The following is a 15,383-nucleotide window of genomic DNA, read 5'->3' as shown; positions in this document are numbered from 1 at the left end:
CGTTCAGGTCCGCGTCCCTGATCGCCCCGGTCGCGAAGATCACCGCGTCGTAGTGCGCCCGGAGGTCCTCCAGGCGGACATCGGTGCCGTAGTCCACGTTCCCGAAGAACCTGATGTCGCCACGGTCCAGTACCTTGTGCAACGCGTTCACGATGCCCTTGATCCGCGGATGGTCAGGAGCGACCCCGTAGCGGATCAGCCCGTACGGTGCCGGGTATCGGTCGAACAGATCGATCTCGACCTCGAGCTGCCCGTCCTGCACGGGGTCCGACTTCGTCAGGATGTCGGCGGCATAGACACCCGCCGGTCCGGCCCCGATGATCGCGACCCGCAGCGAACGGGCCGCCGCAGTGACAGGCACGGAAGCAGGCGGAGAGGAGGGCGAGGAGTCGGATGCAGTGTTGGGCACGAGCAGGTTCCTGTTCTGGCGAGGGGTGGCGGCGTGGAAGGGCCGGACTAGCAGGGCATGAAGTGGGGCGAGAGCGTGACGACGTCACCCACCACGATGACCGCCGGGGCGCGCACGCCGGTTGCCTCCGCGCGGTCCGCGATGGTGGCGAGCATCCCCGTGGTGACGCGCTGGGTCGGCATCCAGCCGTCCTCGATGATCGCGACCGGAGTGGAGGCAGCGCGCCCACCGTCCATGAGGATCCGGGCGGACCTTCGGAGGAGGGAGACGCCCATGAGGAGGATCAGCGTGTGGTCGCTCCCCGGAGGAATCAGCCCGACCTGTTGGGTGATGCCCTCGTGTCCGGTCAGGACACTGAATCCCTTGGCGATACCCCGGTGGGTGACGGGGATGCCGGCGGCGGCAGGGACGGAGATCGCGGACGTGACGCCGGGAACCACTTCAACGGGCACGCCGTACTCCCGGCAGTACTGTTCCTCTTCTCCCCCGCGGCCCAGGACGTAGGGGTCCCCGCCCTTCAGTCGCACCACCAGGTGTCCGAGGAGTGCCTGTTCCACCAGGATCGTGTTGATCTCCGACTGGGGTACGGGGTGGTGCCCTGGCATCTTGCCGACGTCGATGACCTGGACGTCCGGCGCGAGCTCGTTGAGCACGGACCGGGGACCGAGCCGGTCGGCGACGACGACGTCCGCCTGCGCCAGCAGCTGCCGGCCGCGGGAGGTGATCAGGCCCGCTCCGCCCGGGCCACCGCCAACGAGCGCGACCCTGCCGGATCCGGTGATCCTCCGGTGGCTCCTCAGCGGCAGCGCGCCGGTCTCGAGAGCGGCGGCCACGCCGTCGCGTAGTGCCATCGCCCGGCGCGGGTCACCGTCGGTGTTGACGGCCACCGTCACGCCGTCGAGCGATGCCACGGCCGGGACCCAGGCCGTCGAGTGGTCGGAGTCCCCGCCCTTGACGCACCAGATGCGCGCGGCCTCGGCATCGGCGGCGATCACGGCCTGGATGCGGTCGCTTCCCGAATGGGCCAGCACCAGCCAGGCGCCGTCGAGATCGCGGACGTGGTAGCCCCGTGCCTTCCACTTCAGTGTCCCGGCTGCGGCGAGTTCGCGGATTTCCTCGCACGCCTCCGGGGCGACGACGGTGATGAGGGCCCCGTCCTCGGCGAGTGCGGGAATGCGGCGTGCGGCCACCGGGCCACCGCCCACCACGAGGACCTTCCGTCCCGCGAGCTGGAGTCCGAGGGGGTAGGTCATCGCGTACCTGCTTCCAGTAGCCCGCGGCGACGGAGCAGACGGCGTTCCAACGGCCCGAAGACGATCAGTTCCACCACCACCCCGATCAGCAGGATGATCAGGACAGCAACCAGGACGACTGCCATGTCCGACAGCACCCGGCCCTGCTCGAGGAGTCCGCCCAGACCGAAGCCGAGCGCGCCGCCCGTCGCGATGATCTCCGCTGCCATCAGTGAGCGCCAGGAGAAGGCCCAACCCTGCTTCAGCCCCGCAACGTACCCGGGAAGCGCCGCCGGAAGAACGATCTTCACCACCAGTGCCCACCGTCCTGCACCCAACACGTGGCCCACCCGGCGGTACTGGTCGGGCACCTGATCCACCCCGGAGATGAGCCCGTTGACGATCGACGGGATCGCCCCCATGAGGACGACGAAGTAGACGGTGGCGTCGCTCAGGCCGAACCAGACGATGGCGGCCGGCACCCAGGCGACCGAAGGGAGGACCTGCAAGCCGGAGATGATCGGACCGAAAGCTCCACGAAGGAGCCCGTTCTGGGCGAGCAGCAGACCCAGCGGAGTGGCGATCAGCACGGCGATGACGAACCCTGCCAGGCCTCGTTCGAGGCTCGTGAGGATGACAGCCTGTGCCTGGCCGTCTGCGATGAGCCCGCGCAGCGTCAGGAACACGTCGGCGGGCCCGGGCAGCACGTCGGGACGCGGCCGCACCAGCCACACATACATCTGCCAGCAGTAGATGACCGTGACGACTGCGGCGACGGGCAGCAGCGCCTTCGTCACTCGCGCGGACCAGCCGATGGGAGGAACTGTCTGCTGTTGGAGTGCATCGAGGCCCGCGTCGAGTTCCCGGCCTGAATCGCAGCCAGGATCGATCCCACGGTCGAGGCCGGGCGCGCGGGTTGCGGACCGATGATCCTGCAGGTGCTGCGTCGGCGGCCCCACGGCGTGAGGGTCGGACACGTGCGTCTCAGGCTGCATGGCGTCGGATCTCCTTCCGCAGTTCGGCGGTGATGCTCGCCGTCAGGGCTACGGCATCCCGGCCGGCGGTGGACCACTCACCGACGACCCTGCCCGGCCGCGAGGACATCAGCAGCACTCGCTGCCCGAGCAGCACCGCCTCTCGGACGTTGTGCGTGATGAAGACGATGGTGCGGCCCGTCTGTCGCCAGACCCGCAGCAGCTCGTCGTGCAGCAGGTCGCGAGTGATCGCATCGAGCGCGGCGAAGGGTTCATCCATGAGCAGCACGTCCCGGTCCTGCGCGAGCGATCGCGCCAGGGCGACCCGCTGGCGCATGCCTCCGGACAGCTCATGCGGTTTCTTGCGTGCGGCGTCGGCGAGGTGCACCACATCGAGGAGGCGCGCTGCCTCGCTGCCCCGCTGTGCCCGCGGTACCCCGCGCAGTTCGAGCGCCAGCTCCACGTTGCCCTGTGCCGAGAGCCACGGGAACAGGGAGGGGTCCTGGAACATGAACGCGGCCCTGGGTGCGGCAATGGTGCCCGTCGTCGGCGATTCGAGTCCCGCGATGAGGTTCAGCAGGGTCGATTTGCCGCAGCCGGACGCGCCGAGGAGGGTGATGAACTCACCCGTCGCCACGTCGAGATCGACGCCGTCCAGGACCAGTGGAGCCTGGTGCGAGAACTGTTTGGACAATCCTCTGACGGTGATGCTGGGAGGCTCGAGCACTACGTTTCCTCAGCCCTCTCCTGATCCGGTCGCGGACACCGGATCAAGTGCGGATTCCGCCCGCACGTCATTGAGGAGTGTGAGGTCCAGGATTCCTCCGATGTCGTACTCCTGGGCCGTACCAGCAGCTATTGCATCGGCCAGGAGCTGTTCCAAGGAGCCTCCGAGCGGGTCCTGGGTGAACTCGAGGCTGCCGAGCGCCCGGTTCAGTACGGCGTCGGGCAGTGCTTTCGATTGTGCCGCTTCGAGGCCCCGGTTGAGCACGTCGGCGGCATTACCGGCAGTTCCGGCAGCCCCGGTTCCACCGGTGTTCGCCTCCAGCCACTGCAGTGCTCGCAGTTCTCCGCGCAGCAGGGCTTCGACCTGCTCCGGGTGATCGGCGAGATAGGTCGAGGACACCACGAGGAGCGTGGTGGGGAACCGCCCTCCGGGCCACAGGTCCTTCTCGTCGACGAGGACCGTACCGCCTGCTTGGAGGACGAGGCGGGAGGCCCACGGCTCGGGCACCCATGCGCCGTCGAGGTCGCCGTTGGCGAAGAGCTGCAGGGAGAGGGCATTCTCCGTCGGAGTGATCAGGACATCGCCCGTGGCACCGGTGCCGGTCGACAGACCGTTGTCGGCCAGCCAGGTACGCAATGCCACGTCCTGCGTGTTGCCCAACTGCGGTGTCGCGAGCGTTGCGCCGCGGAGATCATCGGCGGTCCCTATACCGGGTCGCACGACGAGTTGCGCTCCTCCGGACGTGGCTCCGGCCACGACGCGCAGGGACTCGCCCTCGCTCTGGATATAGGAATTGATGGCTGGATTCGGCCCGATGAAGGCGGCATCGAGGGCACCGGCGTTCAGGGCCTCGACCGCAGCGGGCCCGGCGTTGAAAGCCTGGGCAGTGAGGCTCGTATCACCGAGCTCGTCCTCGAACATCCCTGTCTCGAGGCCTACGAGGGCAGGAGCGTGGGTCAGGTTGCCGAAATAGCCGAGGCGGAGTTCATCCGCTGCCGAGGCCACCTGCGGAACAGAGGCGGTCGAGGTTACCTGCTGCGAGGAGGCGTAGGCCGCGACGGCGGCACCTGCCGCCACCGTAGCGACCAGGCAAGCCCCGAGGGCTGTCTCCACCGCCCGGCTCTTCAGGACGCGCCCGCGTCCCGAGCGGCGTCGGGCCAGGTTCTCGTTGATCGGTCCCGTGGCTTCAGGAGACATCGGGACCCCCAGCGGATCGGGCGCCTGCAGGGCCCGCCGACGCAGGATCGGAGCCGGTCACGAGACCTGCGGCCAGGGTGTTGCCGTCCCCTGGGTCGATCACGAGGAACGAGCCGGTATGGCGCGATGCGGCATAGGCGTCGATCGGCAGCGGGGAAGCGACCCTCAGGCGCACGGTTCCGATGTCGTTGAGGCCGAGCCGCGCGGCGGGCTGGTCCGTGAAGGTGTCGAGGTCGAGTCGACCGAGGATCTCCGAGATCCTGCCGCGCACCGTCGAGCTGCCGTGCTTGATCAGCACCAGCGATCCGGGTTCGAGTGCCTTGGGCGAGAGCCAGCACAGGGACGCCTGGATGTCCCGGCTGCTGCCCCCGTGTGTTCCGGCCTCGGCGATCAGATCACCGCGCGCGATGTCGAGGTCCTCCCGCAGCCTGAGCACCACGGATTGCGGCGCAAAGGCTTCGTCCAACTGCTCACCCGCGGCATCGATCGCTGAGACCACCGTCGTCCGCTCACCAGGAAGAACAGCGACAGCATCTCCCACACGGACTGTGCCGGCGACGATCTGGCCGGCGTAACCGCGATAGTCCCGGTACTCGTCGGGGTCGAGCCCCGGTGCCAGGGCACTCTGTGGCCGGATGACAGTCTGGACCGGGAAGCGGAAGGACTCGCTTCCGGTCTCGAGATCGGTGAGCGAGGGCAGGCGCTCGAGGATCTCGAGAAGTGACGGACCCGCATACCAGGGTGTGCGCTCCGAGCGGTTCACGATGTTGTCACCTCGCAGCGCGGACACGGGCGCTACAGTGAGGCTCGTCTCCCCCAGCTCTGCGGCCGCACGCTGGAGTTCTGCCTCCACACTGCGGAAGCGGGCTTCGCTGTAGTCCACGAGGTCGATCTTGTTGACCGCGGCGATGAGGTTGGGCACGCGCAGTAGCCGGGCGACGGCGAGATGGCGTCGCGTCTGTTCGAGCACTCCCTTCCGGGCGTCGATGAGTACGACGACGGCGTCCGCGGTCGAGGCCCCGGTCACCGTGTTCCTGGTGTACTGCACGTGTCCCGGGCAATCGGCGAGGATGAAGGAACGCTTCGCCGTCGCGAAGTACCGGTAGGCGACGTCGATGGTGATGCCCTGCTCGCGCTCGGCGCGGAGTCCGTCGGTGAGCAGGGCGAGGTCGAGTTGCTGCACGCCGTCCACCGCCGCACCGCCGAACCCCCGTTCGGCCGAAGTCCGTTCGACGGCGTCGAGTTGGTCGGCCAGGACCGATTTGCTGTCATGCAGCAGCCGTCCCACGAGCGTCGACTTCCCGTCGTCCACAGAGCCTGCCGTCGCGAACCGGAACAGCGAGCCGGTGGCGAGGTCCGGAACATTCTCGGTGAGGAGGGTCATCAGAAGTACCCGTCTTTCTTTCGGTCTTCCATGGCGGCTTCGGAGATGCGGTCGTCGGCACGGGTGGCGCCGCGCTCCGTGATGGTGCTCAGGGCCACTTCCCGCACCACGTCGGCGGCGCTGGCGGCGTCGGACTCGACCGCGCCGGTGCAGGACATGTCGCCCACGGTGCGGTAGCGGACGGTCCGCACCTGCACCTTTTCGTGGGGTTCGGGTCGGGACACCTCCCCCACGGCGCGCCACATGCCGTCACGGCGGAACACTTCACGCGCGTGGGCGTAGTACAGCGGCGGGAGAGCGATGCCCTCCCGTTCGATGTACCGCCAGATGTCCAGCTCGGTCCAGTTGCTGATGGGGAAAGCCCTCACATGCTGGCCCACGGTGTGCCTCCCGTTGTAGAGCCGCCAGAGTTCGGGGCGCTGGTTCCGGGGGTCCCACTGGCCGAACTCGTCGCGCAGCGACAGGATGCGCTCCTTGGCCCTGGCCTTGTCCTCGTCCCGGCGGCCGCCGCCGAAGACGACGTCGAACCGATTGGTGCTGATGGCATCGAGGAGCGGCTGGGTCTGCAGGGGGTTCCGGGTACCGTCGGCGCGTTCGGAGAGCCGGCCGTCGTCGATGTAGTCCTGCACCGATCCGACGACGAGCCGCAGCCCCAGCCGCTCCACGGTCTCGTCGCGGAAGGTGATCACCTCGGGGAAATTGTGCCCCGTGTCGACGTGGAGCACGGGGAAGGGCACCCGACCCGGCCAGAACGCCTTCGCCGCGAGGTGGAGCATCACCACTGAATCCTTCCCGCCGCTGAACAGCAGGGCGGGTCGCTCGAATTCGGCGGATGCCTCGCGCAGGATGTGGATCGCTTCGGACTCGAGGGCGTCCAGGCCCGACAGCAGGCGATTCCCGATTGCAGTGCTCATTGGTGTATCCCGCATTCTGTCTTGGCGAGTCCTGCCCAGCGGCCGGCTCGCGGGTCTTCTCCCGGGGCCACCGGACGCGTGCAGGGACGGCAGCCGATCGAGGGGTAGCCGTTGGACAGCAGCAGGTTGACCGGTACCTGGTGCGACCGGGCGTACTCCAGGAGGTCGTCGAAGCTCCAGGCGGCCAGCGGATTTACCTTCACGAGCTCGTGCTGGGTGTCCCACGTGACCAGGGGTGTGGTGGTGCGTGTCGGAGCTTCGTCGCGCCGTACCCCGGTGAACCACACGTCGTAGCCTGCCAGTGCATCCTTCAGCGGATCCATCTTCCGCAGCGCGCAGCACCGCGCCGGGTCGGTACCGAAGAGATCCCTGCCGTAGCGGCGGTCCTGCTCCTCGACCGTGAGCGCGGGAAGGACGTCCACGAGGTTGACGTCGAGGCTTCCCGCCACTTCGTTGCGCGTGGCGAGGGTTTCCGGGAAGTGGTACCCGGTCTCCAGGAACAGGACGTCGACGCCCGGGAGTTGCTGCGAGACGAGGTGGGGCAGGACGGCGTCCGCCATCGAACTGGCCACCGCCGTGGCTGCGACGCCGAACTCCCGCGCGACCCAGGCGACGATGTCCTTGGCCGGTGAGTCCCAACCCAGTTCCTCGTTGCCCTGCAGTGCGAGTGCCCGGAGCTCCTCGCTGGTGCGACCGTGACCCGTCATAGCAGTGCTCCTTCCTCTGCTCGGTGTGCCCACTCGGCGAAAGTCTCCGACGGGTGCTTGTCCGCCACGAAGCGGCGCACCAGTCGTTCCACGTACTGCGGAAGATTGTCGGCGGTGACCTTCAGACCGCGGACCGTGCGCCCCAGGCCGGCCTCCTCACGGTCCATGGAGGTCAGACCTCCCCCGAGGTGGACCTGGAAGCCGGGAGACTGGCCACCCTTGCCGTCGGGCAGCAGCTGGCCCTTCAACCCGATGTCGGCCGTCTGAATCCGGGCGCAGGAGTTGGGGCAGCCGTTCACGTGCAGCGAGAGCCTCTCCGGCAGGAGCCCGGACTCCGCGAGGTCCGCGAGCCGCGTCTCGAGCTCGGCCACCGCCGTCGCCGCCGTGACTTTGGTCTCCACGATCGCCAACTTGCAGAACTCGATCCCTGTGCACGCGATGGACGAACGACGGAACACCGAGGGCTTCGCGGAGAGCCCCAGGGCCCCCAGCCCGGTGACCAGCGAGTCGAGCCGGTCCTCGGAAACGTCGAGCAGGACGAGTTTCTGGTGCGGAGTGGTGCGCAGCCGCTCTGATCCGTGCTTCTCGAGCAGGGTTGCGAGCGAGGTGAGGGTGGAACCGGAAAGACGTCCGACGACGGGCGATACTCCGACGAAGTACCGTCCGTCCTTCTGCCGGTGGATCCCGACGTGGTCACCAGGAGTGGAAGGCTTCGGTGCTGCCGGGCCGTCGGCCAGCCGGTACCCGAGGTATTCCTCCTCGAGGACGTCCCTGAATCTCTCCGCTCCCCAGTCGGCGAGCAGGAACTTGAGACGGGCCTTGGTCCGGAGCCGTCGGTAGCCGTAGTCCCGGAAGATCCTGGTGATGCCGACCCAGACGTCGGCGACCTGCTCGGGCTGGACGAAGGCGCCCAGGCGCTCCGCCAACCGGGGTGTGACGGAGAGGGCGCCGCCCACCCAGAGGTCGTACCCCGCTCCGAGCTCCGGGTGAAGCATTCCCACGAAAGCGACGTCATTGATCTCGTGGACCACGTCCTGGCTGGGATGGCCCGTGATGGCGGTCTTGAACTTCCTGGGCAGGTTGGCCAGCTCGGGATCGCCGATGAAACGCTGGGCCAGTTCCTCGATGGCCGAGGTGGGATCGATGATCTCGTCGGCGGCGATTCCGGCGACCGGAGAACCGAGGATCACGCGCGGGACGTCACCGCACGCCTCGGTGGTGGAGAGACCGGCGGCCTCCAGCCGACGCCAGATCTCGGGTACGTCCTCGACCCGGATCCAGTGCAGCTGGATGTTCTGGCGATCCGTCAGGTCCGCTGTTCCACGTCCGAAGTCCGTCGAGATCCCACCGATGACCCGCAGCTGGTGGGTGGAGAGGGAACCGCCGTCGATGCGGACCCGCAGCATGAAGTACTTGTCCTCGAGCTCGTGCGGTTCGAGGGTTGCTGTCCTTCCGCCGTCGATCCCGGGTTTCCGCTGCGTGTAGAGACCCCACCACCGGAAACGCCCGTGCAGGTCGGTCTTCTCGATCGAGTCGAATCCCTGGCGGGAGTACACCTGCCCGATGCGCTCGCGCACGTTCAGGCCGCTGTCCTGCTGCTTCCACGCCTCGTTGGCATTGAGCGGGGCGGTCCCGTCGACCTTCCACTGCCCGTTCGGCTTGCCGGTCTTCGTTGCGCCGATCCTGGTCCGGGTGTCCGCAGCGGCTGCTGATGAACTTGTCATACAGGGACAGTACGGCGACATGGCCGGTGCCCGATGAAGCGTTACCGAGGCCCTTCACGGTGGGTCTCACGCAGTAATACGGGGACGCACCCCGTCATGGAACAGCCCTCGATGACCGCGCTCGGCGGCCCGGCGACGACGGCAGTACAGTGTGTGCGGACCGACGGATGAGAGTGTCGGAGCCCGGTTCCCGAAGCTCGAGGAAAGGCGTGGGAAGTGACCTACGTAATCGCGCAGCCATGCGTGGACGTCCAGGCCAAGGCCTGTATCGAAGAGTGCCCTATGGACTGCATCTATGAGGGCGATCGATCGCTCTACATCCACCCGGATGAATGCGTGGACTGCGGCGCGTGTGAGCCCGTGTGCCCCGTCGAGGCGATCTACTACGAGGACGACACCCCGGAGCAGTGGGCCGAGTACTACAAGGCGAACGTGGAGTTCTTCGACGACCTCGGTTCACCCGGCGGAGCGGCCAAGGTCGGCAACACCGGATTCGACCACCCGATCATCGCCGCCCTGCCGCCCCAGAACCAGCCCGCCTAGCGGACCCCCTTCGACGGCGGTCCCCGACTCTTCCCGAGAGTGTTGCACGCTATGTTACTCGCCAGTAACATAGTCGCGGACCAACATCTCGAAGAGGAGCACCAGGTGAGCCCAGGAACCGGCAGCACGCCCGTCAGGAGCGCATCGCGCGCCGTTCGCGACGTCGTCTTCGTCGACGGAGTGCGGACCCCCTTCGGCAAAGCGGGCGACAAGGGCATCTATGCGGGCATGCGGGCCGATGACCTGGTCGTGAAGTGCATCCGTGACCTCCTGCGCCGCAACCCCTCGTTGCCCCCGGAGCGCATCGACGATGTCGCCATCGCCGCCACCACGCAGACCGGGGACCAGGGGCTGACGATCGGCCGCACGGCCGCCCTCCTCGCCGGGCTCCCCCGCACCGTTCCCGGCTTCGCGATCGACCGCATGTGCGCCGGGTCCATGACTGCCGTGACCACGACGGCGTCGGGTATCGCCTTCGGCGCGTACGACGTCGTCATCGCCGGCGGAGTGGAGCACATGGGCAACCATCCGATGGGCGCCGGTGCCGACCCTAACCCGCGCTTCCAGTCCGAGCGGATCGTGGACCCTGCGGCGCTGAACATGGGCAACACGGCCGAGAACCTGCACGACCGTTTCCCGGCCATCACCAAGGACCGCACGGACGCCTACGCCGTCCGCAGCCAGCAGAAGCTCGCCGCCGCGTACGAGGCCGGACAGATCCAGCCCGACCTCGTACCCGTCGCCGGCCGGAGGCCCGGTTCCGGCTGGACGCTCAACTCCGTCGACGAGCCGCCGCGTCCCGGAACCACCCTGGAGGACCTCGCCTCCCTCCGCACCCCGTTCCGCGCCCACGGCCGGGTCACGGCCGGCAACGCGGCAGGCCTGAACGACGGCGCCACCGCCGCCCTTCTCGCATCGACGGACGCCGCGGCCGAGCTGGGGTTGAGCGTGCGCATGCGCCTGGTCTCGTACGCCTTCGCGGGCGTCGAGCCGGAGGTGATGGGGATCGGACCCGTTCCTGCCACCGAGAAGGCCCTGCGTCAGGCCGGGCTCGAGATCGACGACATCGGCCTCTTCGAGATCAACGAGGCCTTCGCCGTGCAGGTGCTGTCCTTCCTCGACCACTTCGGCATCGACGACGAGGATCCGCGCGTGAACCGCTACGGAGGCGCCATCGCAGTCGGCCACCCCCTGGCGTCCTCCGGGATCCGGCTCATGAACCAGCTCGCCCGCCAGTTCGAGGAGGACCCGACGGTGCGCTACGGCATGACCACGATGTGCATCGGCCTCGGAATGGGTGCCACCGTCATCTGGGAGAACCCCCGCCACGGACACTACGGACAGGATGCAGCATGAGCTTCGACCGCTACGACGAACTGGCAGCACTGGTTCCCGACGAGATCGTCACGCACTCGTACGTCCAGGACATCACCCTTCCCGGAGGGGCCGGCATCCTGGCGCTCATCACGCTGGACAACGACCTCGACCACATCAGGCCCACGACCCTCGGTCCCAACACCCTCATCGAGTTCGGCCGCACCCTCGAAGGGCTGAAGGAACGCGCTGCCAGGGGTGAGATCTCCGCCGTCGCCGTCACCGGCAAGCCCTACTTCCTCGTCGCCGGCGCCGACCTCAGCACCGTCAAGAGCGTGAAGTCCGAGCACCTCGGCCGCCTCATGGCCGAACTCGGCCATGAGGCGTACGACCTGCTCGCCGACCTGGGCGTCCCCAGCTTCGCCTTCATCAACGGCGTCGCGCTCGGCGGCGGGCTCGAGATCGCCCTCGCCGCGAACTACCGCACGGTGTCCACCGGCGCCAACGGGATCGGCCTGCCCGAGGCGTTCATCGGCCTCGTGCCGGGCTGGGGTGGCGTCTACCGACTGCCGCGGCTCATCGGGCCGGTGAACGCAGTCAAGGTGATGGTCGAGAACCCGCTCAGCAACAACCGCAGCCTGGACGGCACCTCCGCATACGGACTGGGCATCGCCGATGCCCTCTTCGAGCCGGCGGACTTCATCGAGCAGTCCCTGCTCTGGGCTGCCCGCGTGCTCACCGGCGGCGAGGCCGACGCCGTCGGGCAGCGCCGCGCCGAGCTCGCACGGTACGACGACGCCGCCTGGACCGGCGCCGTCGCGGCGGGACGGGCCTTCGTCGAGGCGAAGACCAGCAACGCAGCACCGGCGCCGTCGCGGGTCCTCGATCTGCTCGAGGCGGGCCTGACCTTCACGCAGAAGGAATCGGCAGCGGCGGAATGCGCTGCCCTGGCCGAACTGATGCAGACGCCCGAGTTCCATGCCACCGTCTACGCTTTCCTGGACCTCGTGCAGAAGCGCGGCAAGCGCCCGGCAGGAGCGCCCGACCGGAAGCTGGCCCGTCCGGTCTCCAAGGTCGGCGTCGTCGGGGCCGGCCTCATGGCAAGCCAGCTCGCCCTCCTCTTCGCACGCCAGCTCACGGTGCCCGTCGTCATGACCGACGTCGACCAGGCGCGCGTCGACAAGGGCGTCGGGTATGTCCACGCTGAGATCGACAAGCTGCTCGGCAGGAAGCGGCTCACCCAGGACGCCGCGAACCGGACCAAGGCGCTCGTCTCGGGTTCCGTGTCCAAGGACGAGTTCTCCGACGCCGATTTCGTGATCGAGGCCGTCTTCGAGGAGATGTCGGTCAAGAAGCAGGTTTTCGCGGAGGTAGAGGTCGTCGTCTCCCCCGAGTGCATCCTCGCGACCAATACGTCGTCGCTCTCGGTAGCGGAGATGGCGGCGGACCTCCTGCATCCCGAGCGCGTGGTCGGATTCCATTTCTTCAACCCGGTGGCCGCCATGCCGCTGCTCGAGGTGGTCCGCGCCCCGAAGACGGACGACGCCGTGCTCGCCACGGCCTTCGTCCTCGCGAAAGGCCTGAAGAAGAACGCCGTCCTCGTGCAGGACGCCCCCGCCTTCGTGGTGAACCGGATCCTCGGCCGCATGTTCGGCGAGATCACCGCCGTGTTCGACGAGGGCACGGACGCGGAGACCGCGGACGGCGCGCTGCGCCCCATGGGCCTGCCCATGACACCCTTCCGGCTGCTCGCGCTGGTGGGCCTGCCCGTCGGCCAGCACGTGCAGGAGTCGCTGCACGCCGCGTTCGGTGACCGGTTCCACGTCTCGGCGAATCAACGGAAGCTCATCGACGCAGGTATCAAGGGTCTCTGGGAGAAGCAGGAGGACGGCAGCTACGCCGTTCCCGAGTCCACCCTCGCCCTGCTCGAACGCGGGGACAGGCCGTCTACCGCCGAGGAAGTCCTGATGCGCACCCAGGACGCGCTGGCCGACGAGATCGGCCGCATGCTCGACGAAGGGGTGGTCGCGTCCGCCGAGGACATCGACCTGTGCATGATCATGGGGGCCGGCTGGCCGATGCACCTGGGCGGCATCACGCCCTACCTCGACAGGGTCGGCGCCTCCGAACGCATCAACGGCAGGACCTTCCACCAGTCCTGACCCGTCTCCGCAGTGGTCGGCAGCAGCCGTCACCACCTGCGGCGGGAAGGCTCCCCAGCCCGGACAGGGGCTGGGGAGCCTTCACGTCGGAACTACCCGCTCGCCGTTCCAGGTGCGATGCCGCACGCGGAACGGCGACTCACGCCGCCGGCCGCGGAAAGATCCGATCCAGTTCCGCGAGATCCTCGTCCGACGGCGTCCAGTCGGCAGCCGCGGCGTTCTGGCGGACCTGCTCGGGCGAGGTGGCTCCGGCGATCACCGATCCGACCGACGGCTGCGCGACGAGCCAGGAGAACGCCACCTGCACCTCGGTGAGGTCCCGTTCGCGGACGAACGCGGAGAATGCCTCGAGCTGGTCCCAGTCCGCCGTCTCCAGGACGTTCTTCCGGGAGTGCGTCAGCCGACTCCCGGCTGGTACCTCGTCGCGCCGGTACTTGCCGGTGAGGAGACCGTTGGCGAGCGGGAAGTAGGGCAGGACTCCGAGCCCGTAGGCTTCGACGGCCGGGACGATCTCGCGCTCGAGCCGGCGATCCAGGAGGTTGTACGGGTTCTGGGCGGAGATGAAGGGTGTGTAGCCGCCGCTGCGAGCCGTGAACTCGGCCTCCGCGATTTGCCATCCTGCGAAGTTGGAGTGCCCGAGGTAGCGCACCTTGCCGCTCGTGACGAGGTCGTCGAGGGCTGCGAGCGTCTCCTCGATCGGGGTCAGGGCATCCGGGGCGTGGTACTGGTAGAGGTCGATCCAGTCCGTCCCGAGGCGGCGCAGGGACGCCTCGACCGCGCGGATGATGTAGCGCCGCGAGCCTCGGGCGCCCCAGTCCGGACCGTTCGCCCCGCCCATGTCGAGACCGAACTTGGTGGCCAGCACGACGTCGTCGCGCCGGGTGCCGAGGGCCTTGCCCAGCTGGATCTCGCTGACCCCGGGGGCCCTGCCGTACATGTCCGCGGTGTCGAAGAGTGTGATGCCGGCGTCGATGGCAGCATGCACGACGGCGTCCGTGCCCTCCTGTGACTCGGAGGTCGTGCCGGCCCTTCCGAGATTGTTGCAGCCGAGCCCGACGGTGGAAACGCTGAGTCCGGAGGAACCCAGTCTGTGATAGGTCATCATCGCCCTAACCTACCAAGACAGTTGCCCCGGGCACATGACCCGGGGCAACTGATCAGGAGTTGCCTCTAGGCGAACCAGATGCCGATCTCGCGCTCTGCGGACTCGGCCGAGTCGGACCCGTGCACCAGGTTCTGCTGCACCTTCACACCCCAGTCGCGGCCGAAGTCGCCCCGGATGGTGCCCGGCGCTGCGGTCGTCGGCTCCGTCGTCCCGGCGAGCGAGCGGAAGCCCTCGATGACCCGCTGGCCTTCGAAGACCGCTGCGACGATCGGGCCGCTGAGCATGAACTCGACGAGGGGTTCGAAGAACGGCTTGCCGACGTGCTCCGAGTAGTGCTCCTCGAGCAGTTCACGGGTAGCCCGCACCTGCTTCAGCTCGGCGATGGTGTAGCCCTTCGCCTCGATGCGGGACAGGATCGTGCCGGTCAGTCCGCGGGACACGCCGTCGGGCTTGACGAGGACAAGGGTGCGCTCAGTGCTCATGGAAACTCCTGGGTGGGCGCCACGCATGGCGCGGTGGTCGGGTATCACCGTCGACTCTACTAAAGGCGGCGCCGCTATTCAGGGTTGGCCTTCTCCCACTCGGCCTGGAGGCGGTCACGCTCCACGTTCTCGCGGTCCACCCGGATACCCTGCCGGATACCGAACAGCCAGGTCGCGGCGAACGCGAGGCCGACGGCGAACATGGCCGGCTCGAGGAACCCGCTCGCGATGAGAACGAGTTGGAGCACCCACCCGAGGCCTATCCCCCACTTCCGCGTCAGCACGGCGCACGTGAGGATGAGGACGACGCTGAGGACGATCCCCGAGATCAGGATGACGGCGGGCGATATCTCGTCGCGCCTGAGGCCGAAGACAGCGAGAGTCGCGAAGAACACGACGAACGCCTCCAACAGGAGGACGGTGGAGGCGAACATGATCTTCGTCGAGCGCCGCTTCTTCGGCATGCCGGGGCGCCACTCGCGCTGGGCTCTGGTCATGCGTGCCATGGA

At 68.1% G+C, this 15,383-nt stretch carries 14 protein-coding genes and 1 pseudogene; 3 read left to right on the top strand and 12 right to left on the bottom strand.

Annotated features, from left to right (window positions below; all coding sequences use genetic code 11):
- The 9 genes and pseudogenes from FDK12_RS03645 to FDK12_RS03605 all read right to left on the bottom strand — a co-directional run.
- Positions 1-409, bottom strand: a pseudogene (locus FDK12_RS03645) (FAD/NAD(P)-binding protein); the annotation flags it as partial.
- Positions 410-456: 47 nt separating this feature from the next.
- The gene (gene cobA / locus FDK12_RS03640; protein WP_137368215.1) at positions 457-1,662 is read right to left on the bottom strand and encodes a uroporphyrinogen-III C-methyltransferase; all 1,206 of its coding nucleotides are present in this window, start codon (positions 1,660-1,662) and stop codon (positions 457-459) included.
- On the bottom strand, positions 1,659-2,636 hold the full coding sequence (locus tag FDK12_RS03635) for an ABC transporter permease (RefSeq protein WP_137368214.1): 978 nt from the start codon (positions 2,634-2,636) through the stop codon (positions 1,659-1,661). The genes cobA and FDK12_RS03635 overlap by 4 nt, the downstream gene beginning before the upstream one ends.
- Positions 2,626-3,342, bottom strand: coding sequence for an ABC transporter ATP-binding protein (locus FDK12_RS03630; protein WP_223263052.1), 717 nt, complete (start codon positions 3,340-3,342; stop codon positions 2,626-2,628). Before FDK12_RS03630 ends, FDK12_RS03635 begins: the two co-directional genes overlap by 11 nt.
- A gap of 9 nt (positions 3,343-3,351) precedes the next feature.
- Positions 3,352-4,539, bottom strand: a complete 1,188-nt coding sequence (locus tag FDK12_RS03625; protein ID WP_137368213.1) for an ABC transporter substrate-binding protein — start codon at positions 4,537-4,539, stop codon at positions 3,352-3,354.
- Positions 4,529-5,923 (bottom strand): sulfate adenylyltransferase subunit 1, encoded by a 1,395-nt coding sequence (locus tag FDK12_RS03620; protein ID WP_137368212.1) that lies wholly within the window; start codon positions 5,921-5,923, stop codon positions 4,529-4,531. Before FDK12_RS03620 ends, FDK12_RS03625 begins: the two co-directional genes overlap by 11 nt.
- A complete protein-coding gene (gene cysD / locus FDK12_RS03615; protein ID WP_223263051.1) occupies positions 5,923-6,837 on the bottom strand; it encodes a sulfate adenylyltransferase subunit CysD in 915 nt (304 codons plus the stop codon). The genes FDK12_RS03620 and cysD overlap by 1 nt, the downstream gene beginning before the upstream one ends.
- A complete protein-coding gene (locus FDK12_RS03610; protein WP_137368210.1) occupies positions 6,834-7,544 on the bottom strand; it encodes a phosphoadenylyl-sulfate reductase in 711 nt (236 codons plus the stop codon). The genes cysD and FDK12_RS03610 overlap by 4 nt, the downstream gene beginning before the upstream one ends.
- Positions 7,541-9,268: a nitrite/sulfite reductase gene (locus FDK12_RS03605; protein ID WP_137368209.1), complete on the bottom strand. Its 1,728-nt coding sequence runs from the start codon at positions 9,266-9,268 to the stop codon at positions 7,541-7,543. Before FDK12_RS03605 ends, FDK12_RS03610 begins: the two co-directional genes overlap by 4 nt.
- A gap of 216 nt (positions 9,269-9,484) precedes the next feature.
- On the opposite strand from FDK12_RS03605, the gene fdxA reads away from it, so the two are divergent.
- The 3 genes from fdxA (at position 9,485) to FDK12_RS03590 (ending at position 13,287) form a co-directional block, all read left to right on the top strand.
- Positions 9,485-9,811: a ferredoxin gene (gene fdxA / locus FDK12_RS03600; RefSeq protein ID WP_137368208.1), complete on the top strand. Its 327-nt coding sequence runs from the start codon at positions 9,485-9,487 to the stop codon at positions 9,809-9,811.
- Positions 9,812-9,916: 105 nt separating this feature from the next.
- Positions 9,917-11,167 (top strand): thiolase family protein, encoded by a 1,251-nt coding sequence (locus FDK12_RS03595; RefSeq protein ID WP_137368207.1) that lies wholly within the window; start codon positions 9,917-9,919, stop codon positions 11,165-11,167.
- Entirely contained in the window at positions 11,164-13,287 is a 2,124-nt protein-coding gene (locus FDK12_RS03590) for a 3-hydroxyacyl-CoA dehydrogenase NAD-binding domain-containing protein (protein ID WP_137368206.1), read from the top strand. Before FDK12_RS03595 ends, FDK12_RS03590 begins: the two co-directional genes overlap by 4 nt.
- 139 nt (positions 13,288-13,426) lie before the next feature.
- Here the strand turns inward: FDK12_RS03590 and FDK12_RS03585 are convergent, their stop codons facing one another.
- The 3 genes from FDK12_RS03585 to FDK12_RS03575 all read right to left on the bottom strand — a co-directional run bounded on the left by FDK12_RS03585 (position 13,427) and on the right by FDK12_RS03575 (position 15,380).
- Entirely contained in the window at positions 13,427-14,392 is a 966-nt protein-coding gene (locus tag FDK12_RS03585; protein WP_137368205.1) for an aldo/keto reductase, read from the bottom strand.
- Positions 14,393-14,457: 65 nt separating this feature from the next.
- Positions 14,458-14,874, bottom strand: a complete 417-nt coding sequence (gene ndk, locus FDK12_RS03580; protein WP_104118553.1) for a nucleoside-diphosphate kinase — start codon at positions 14,872-14,874, stop codon at positions 14,458-14,460.
- 74 nt (positions 14,875-14,948) lie between these two features.
- Positions 14,949-15,380: a DUF4233 domain-containing protein gene (locus FDK12_RS03575; protein ID WP_137368204.1), complete on the bottom strand. Its 432-nt coding sequence runs from the start codon at positions 15,378-15,380 to the stop codon at positions 14,949-14,951.
- Positions 15,381-15,383: the final 3 nt, after the last annotated feature.

It is taken from the genome of Arthrobacter sp. NamB2 (assembly GCF_005281365.1).
Lineage (GTDB): Bacteria > Actinomycetota > Actinomycetes > Actinomycetales > Micrococcaceae > Arthrobacter_D.
Note: the sequence above shows the minus strand (reverse complement) of the source record. Positions and strands in the feature narration are given on the sequence as shown.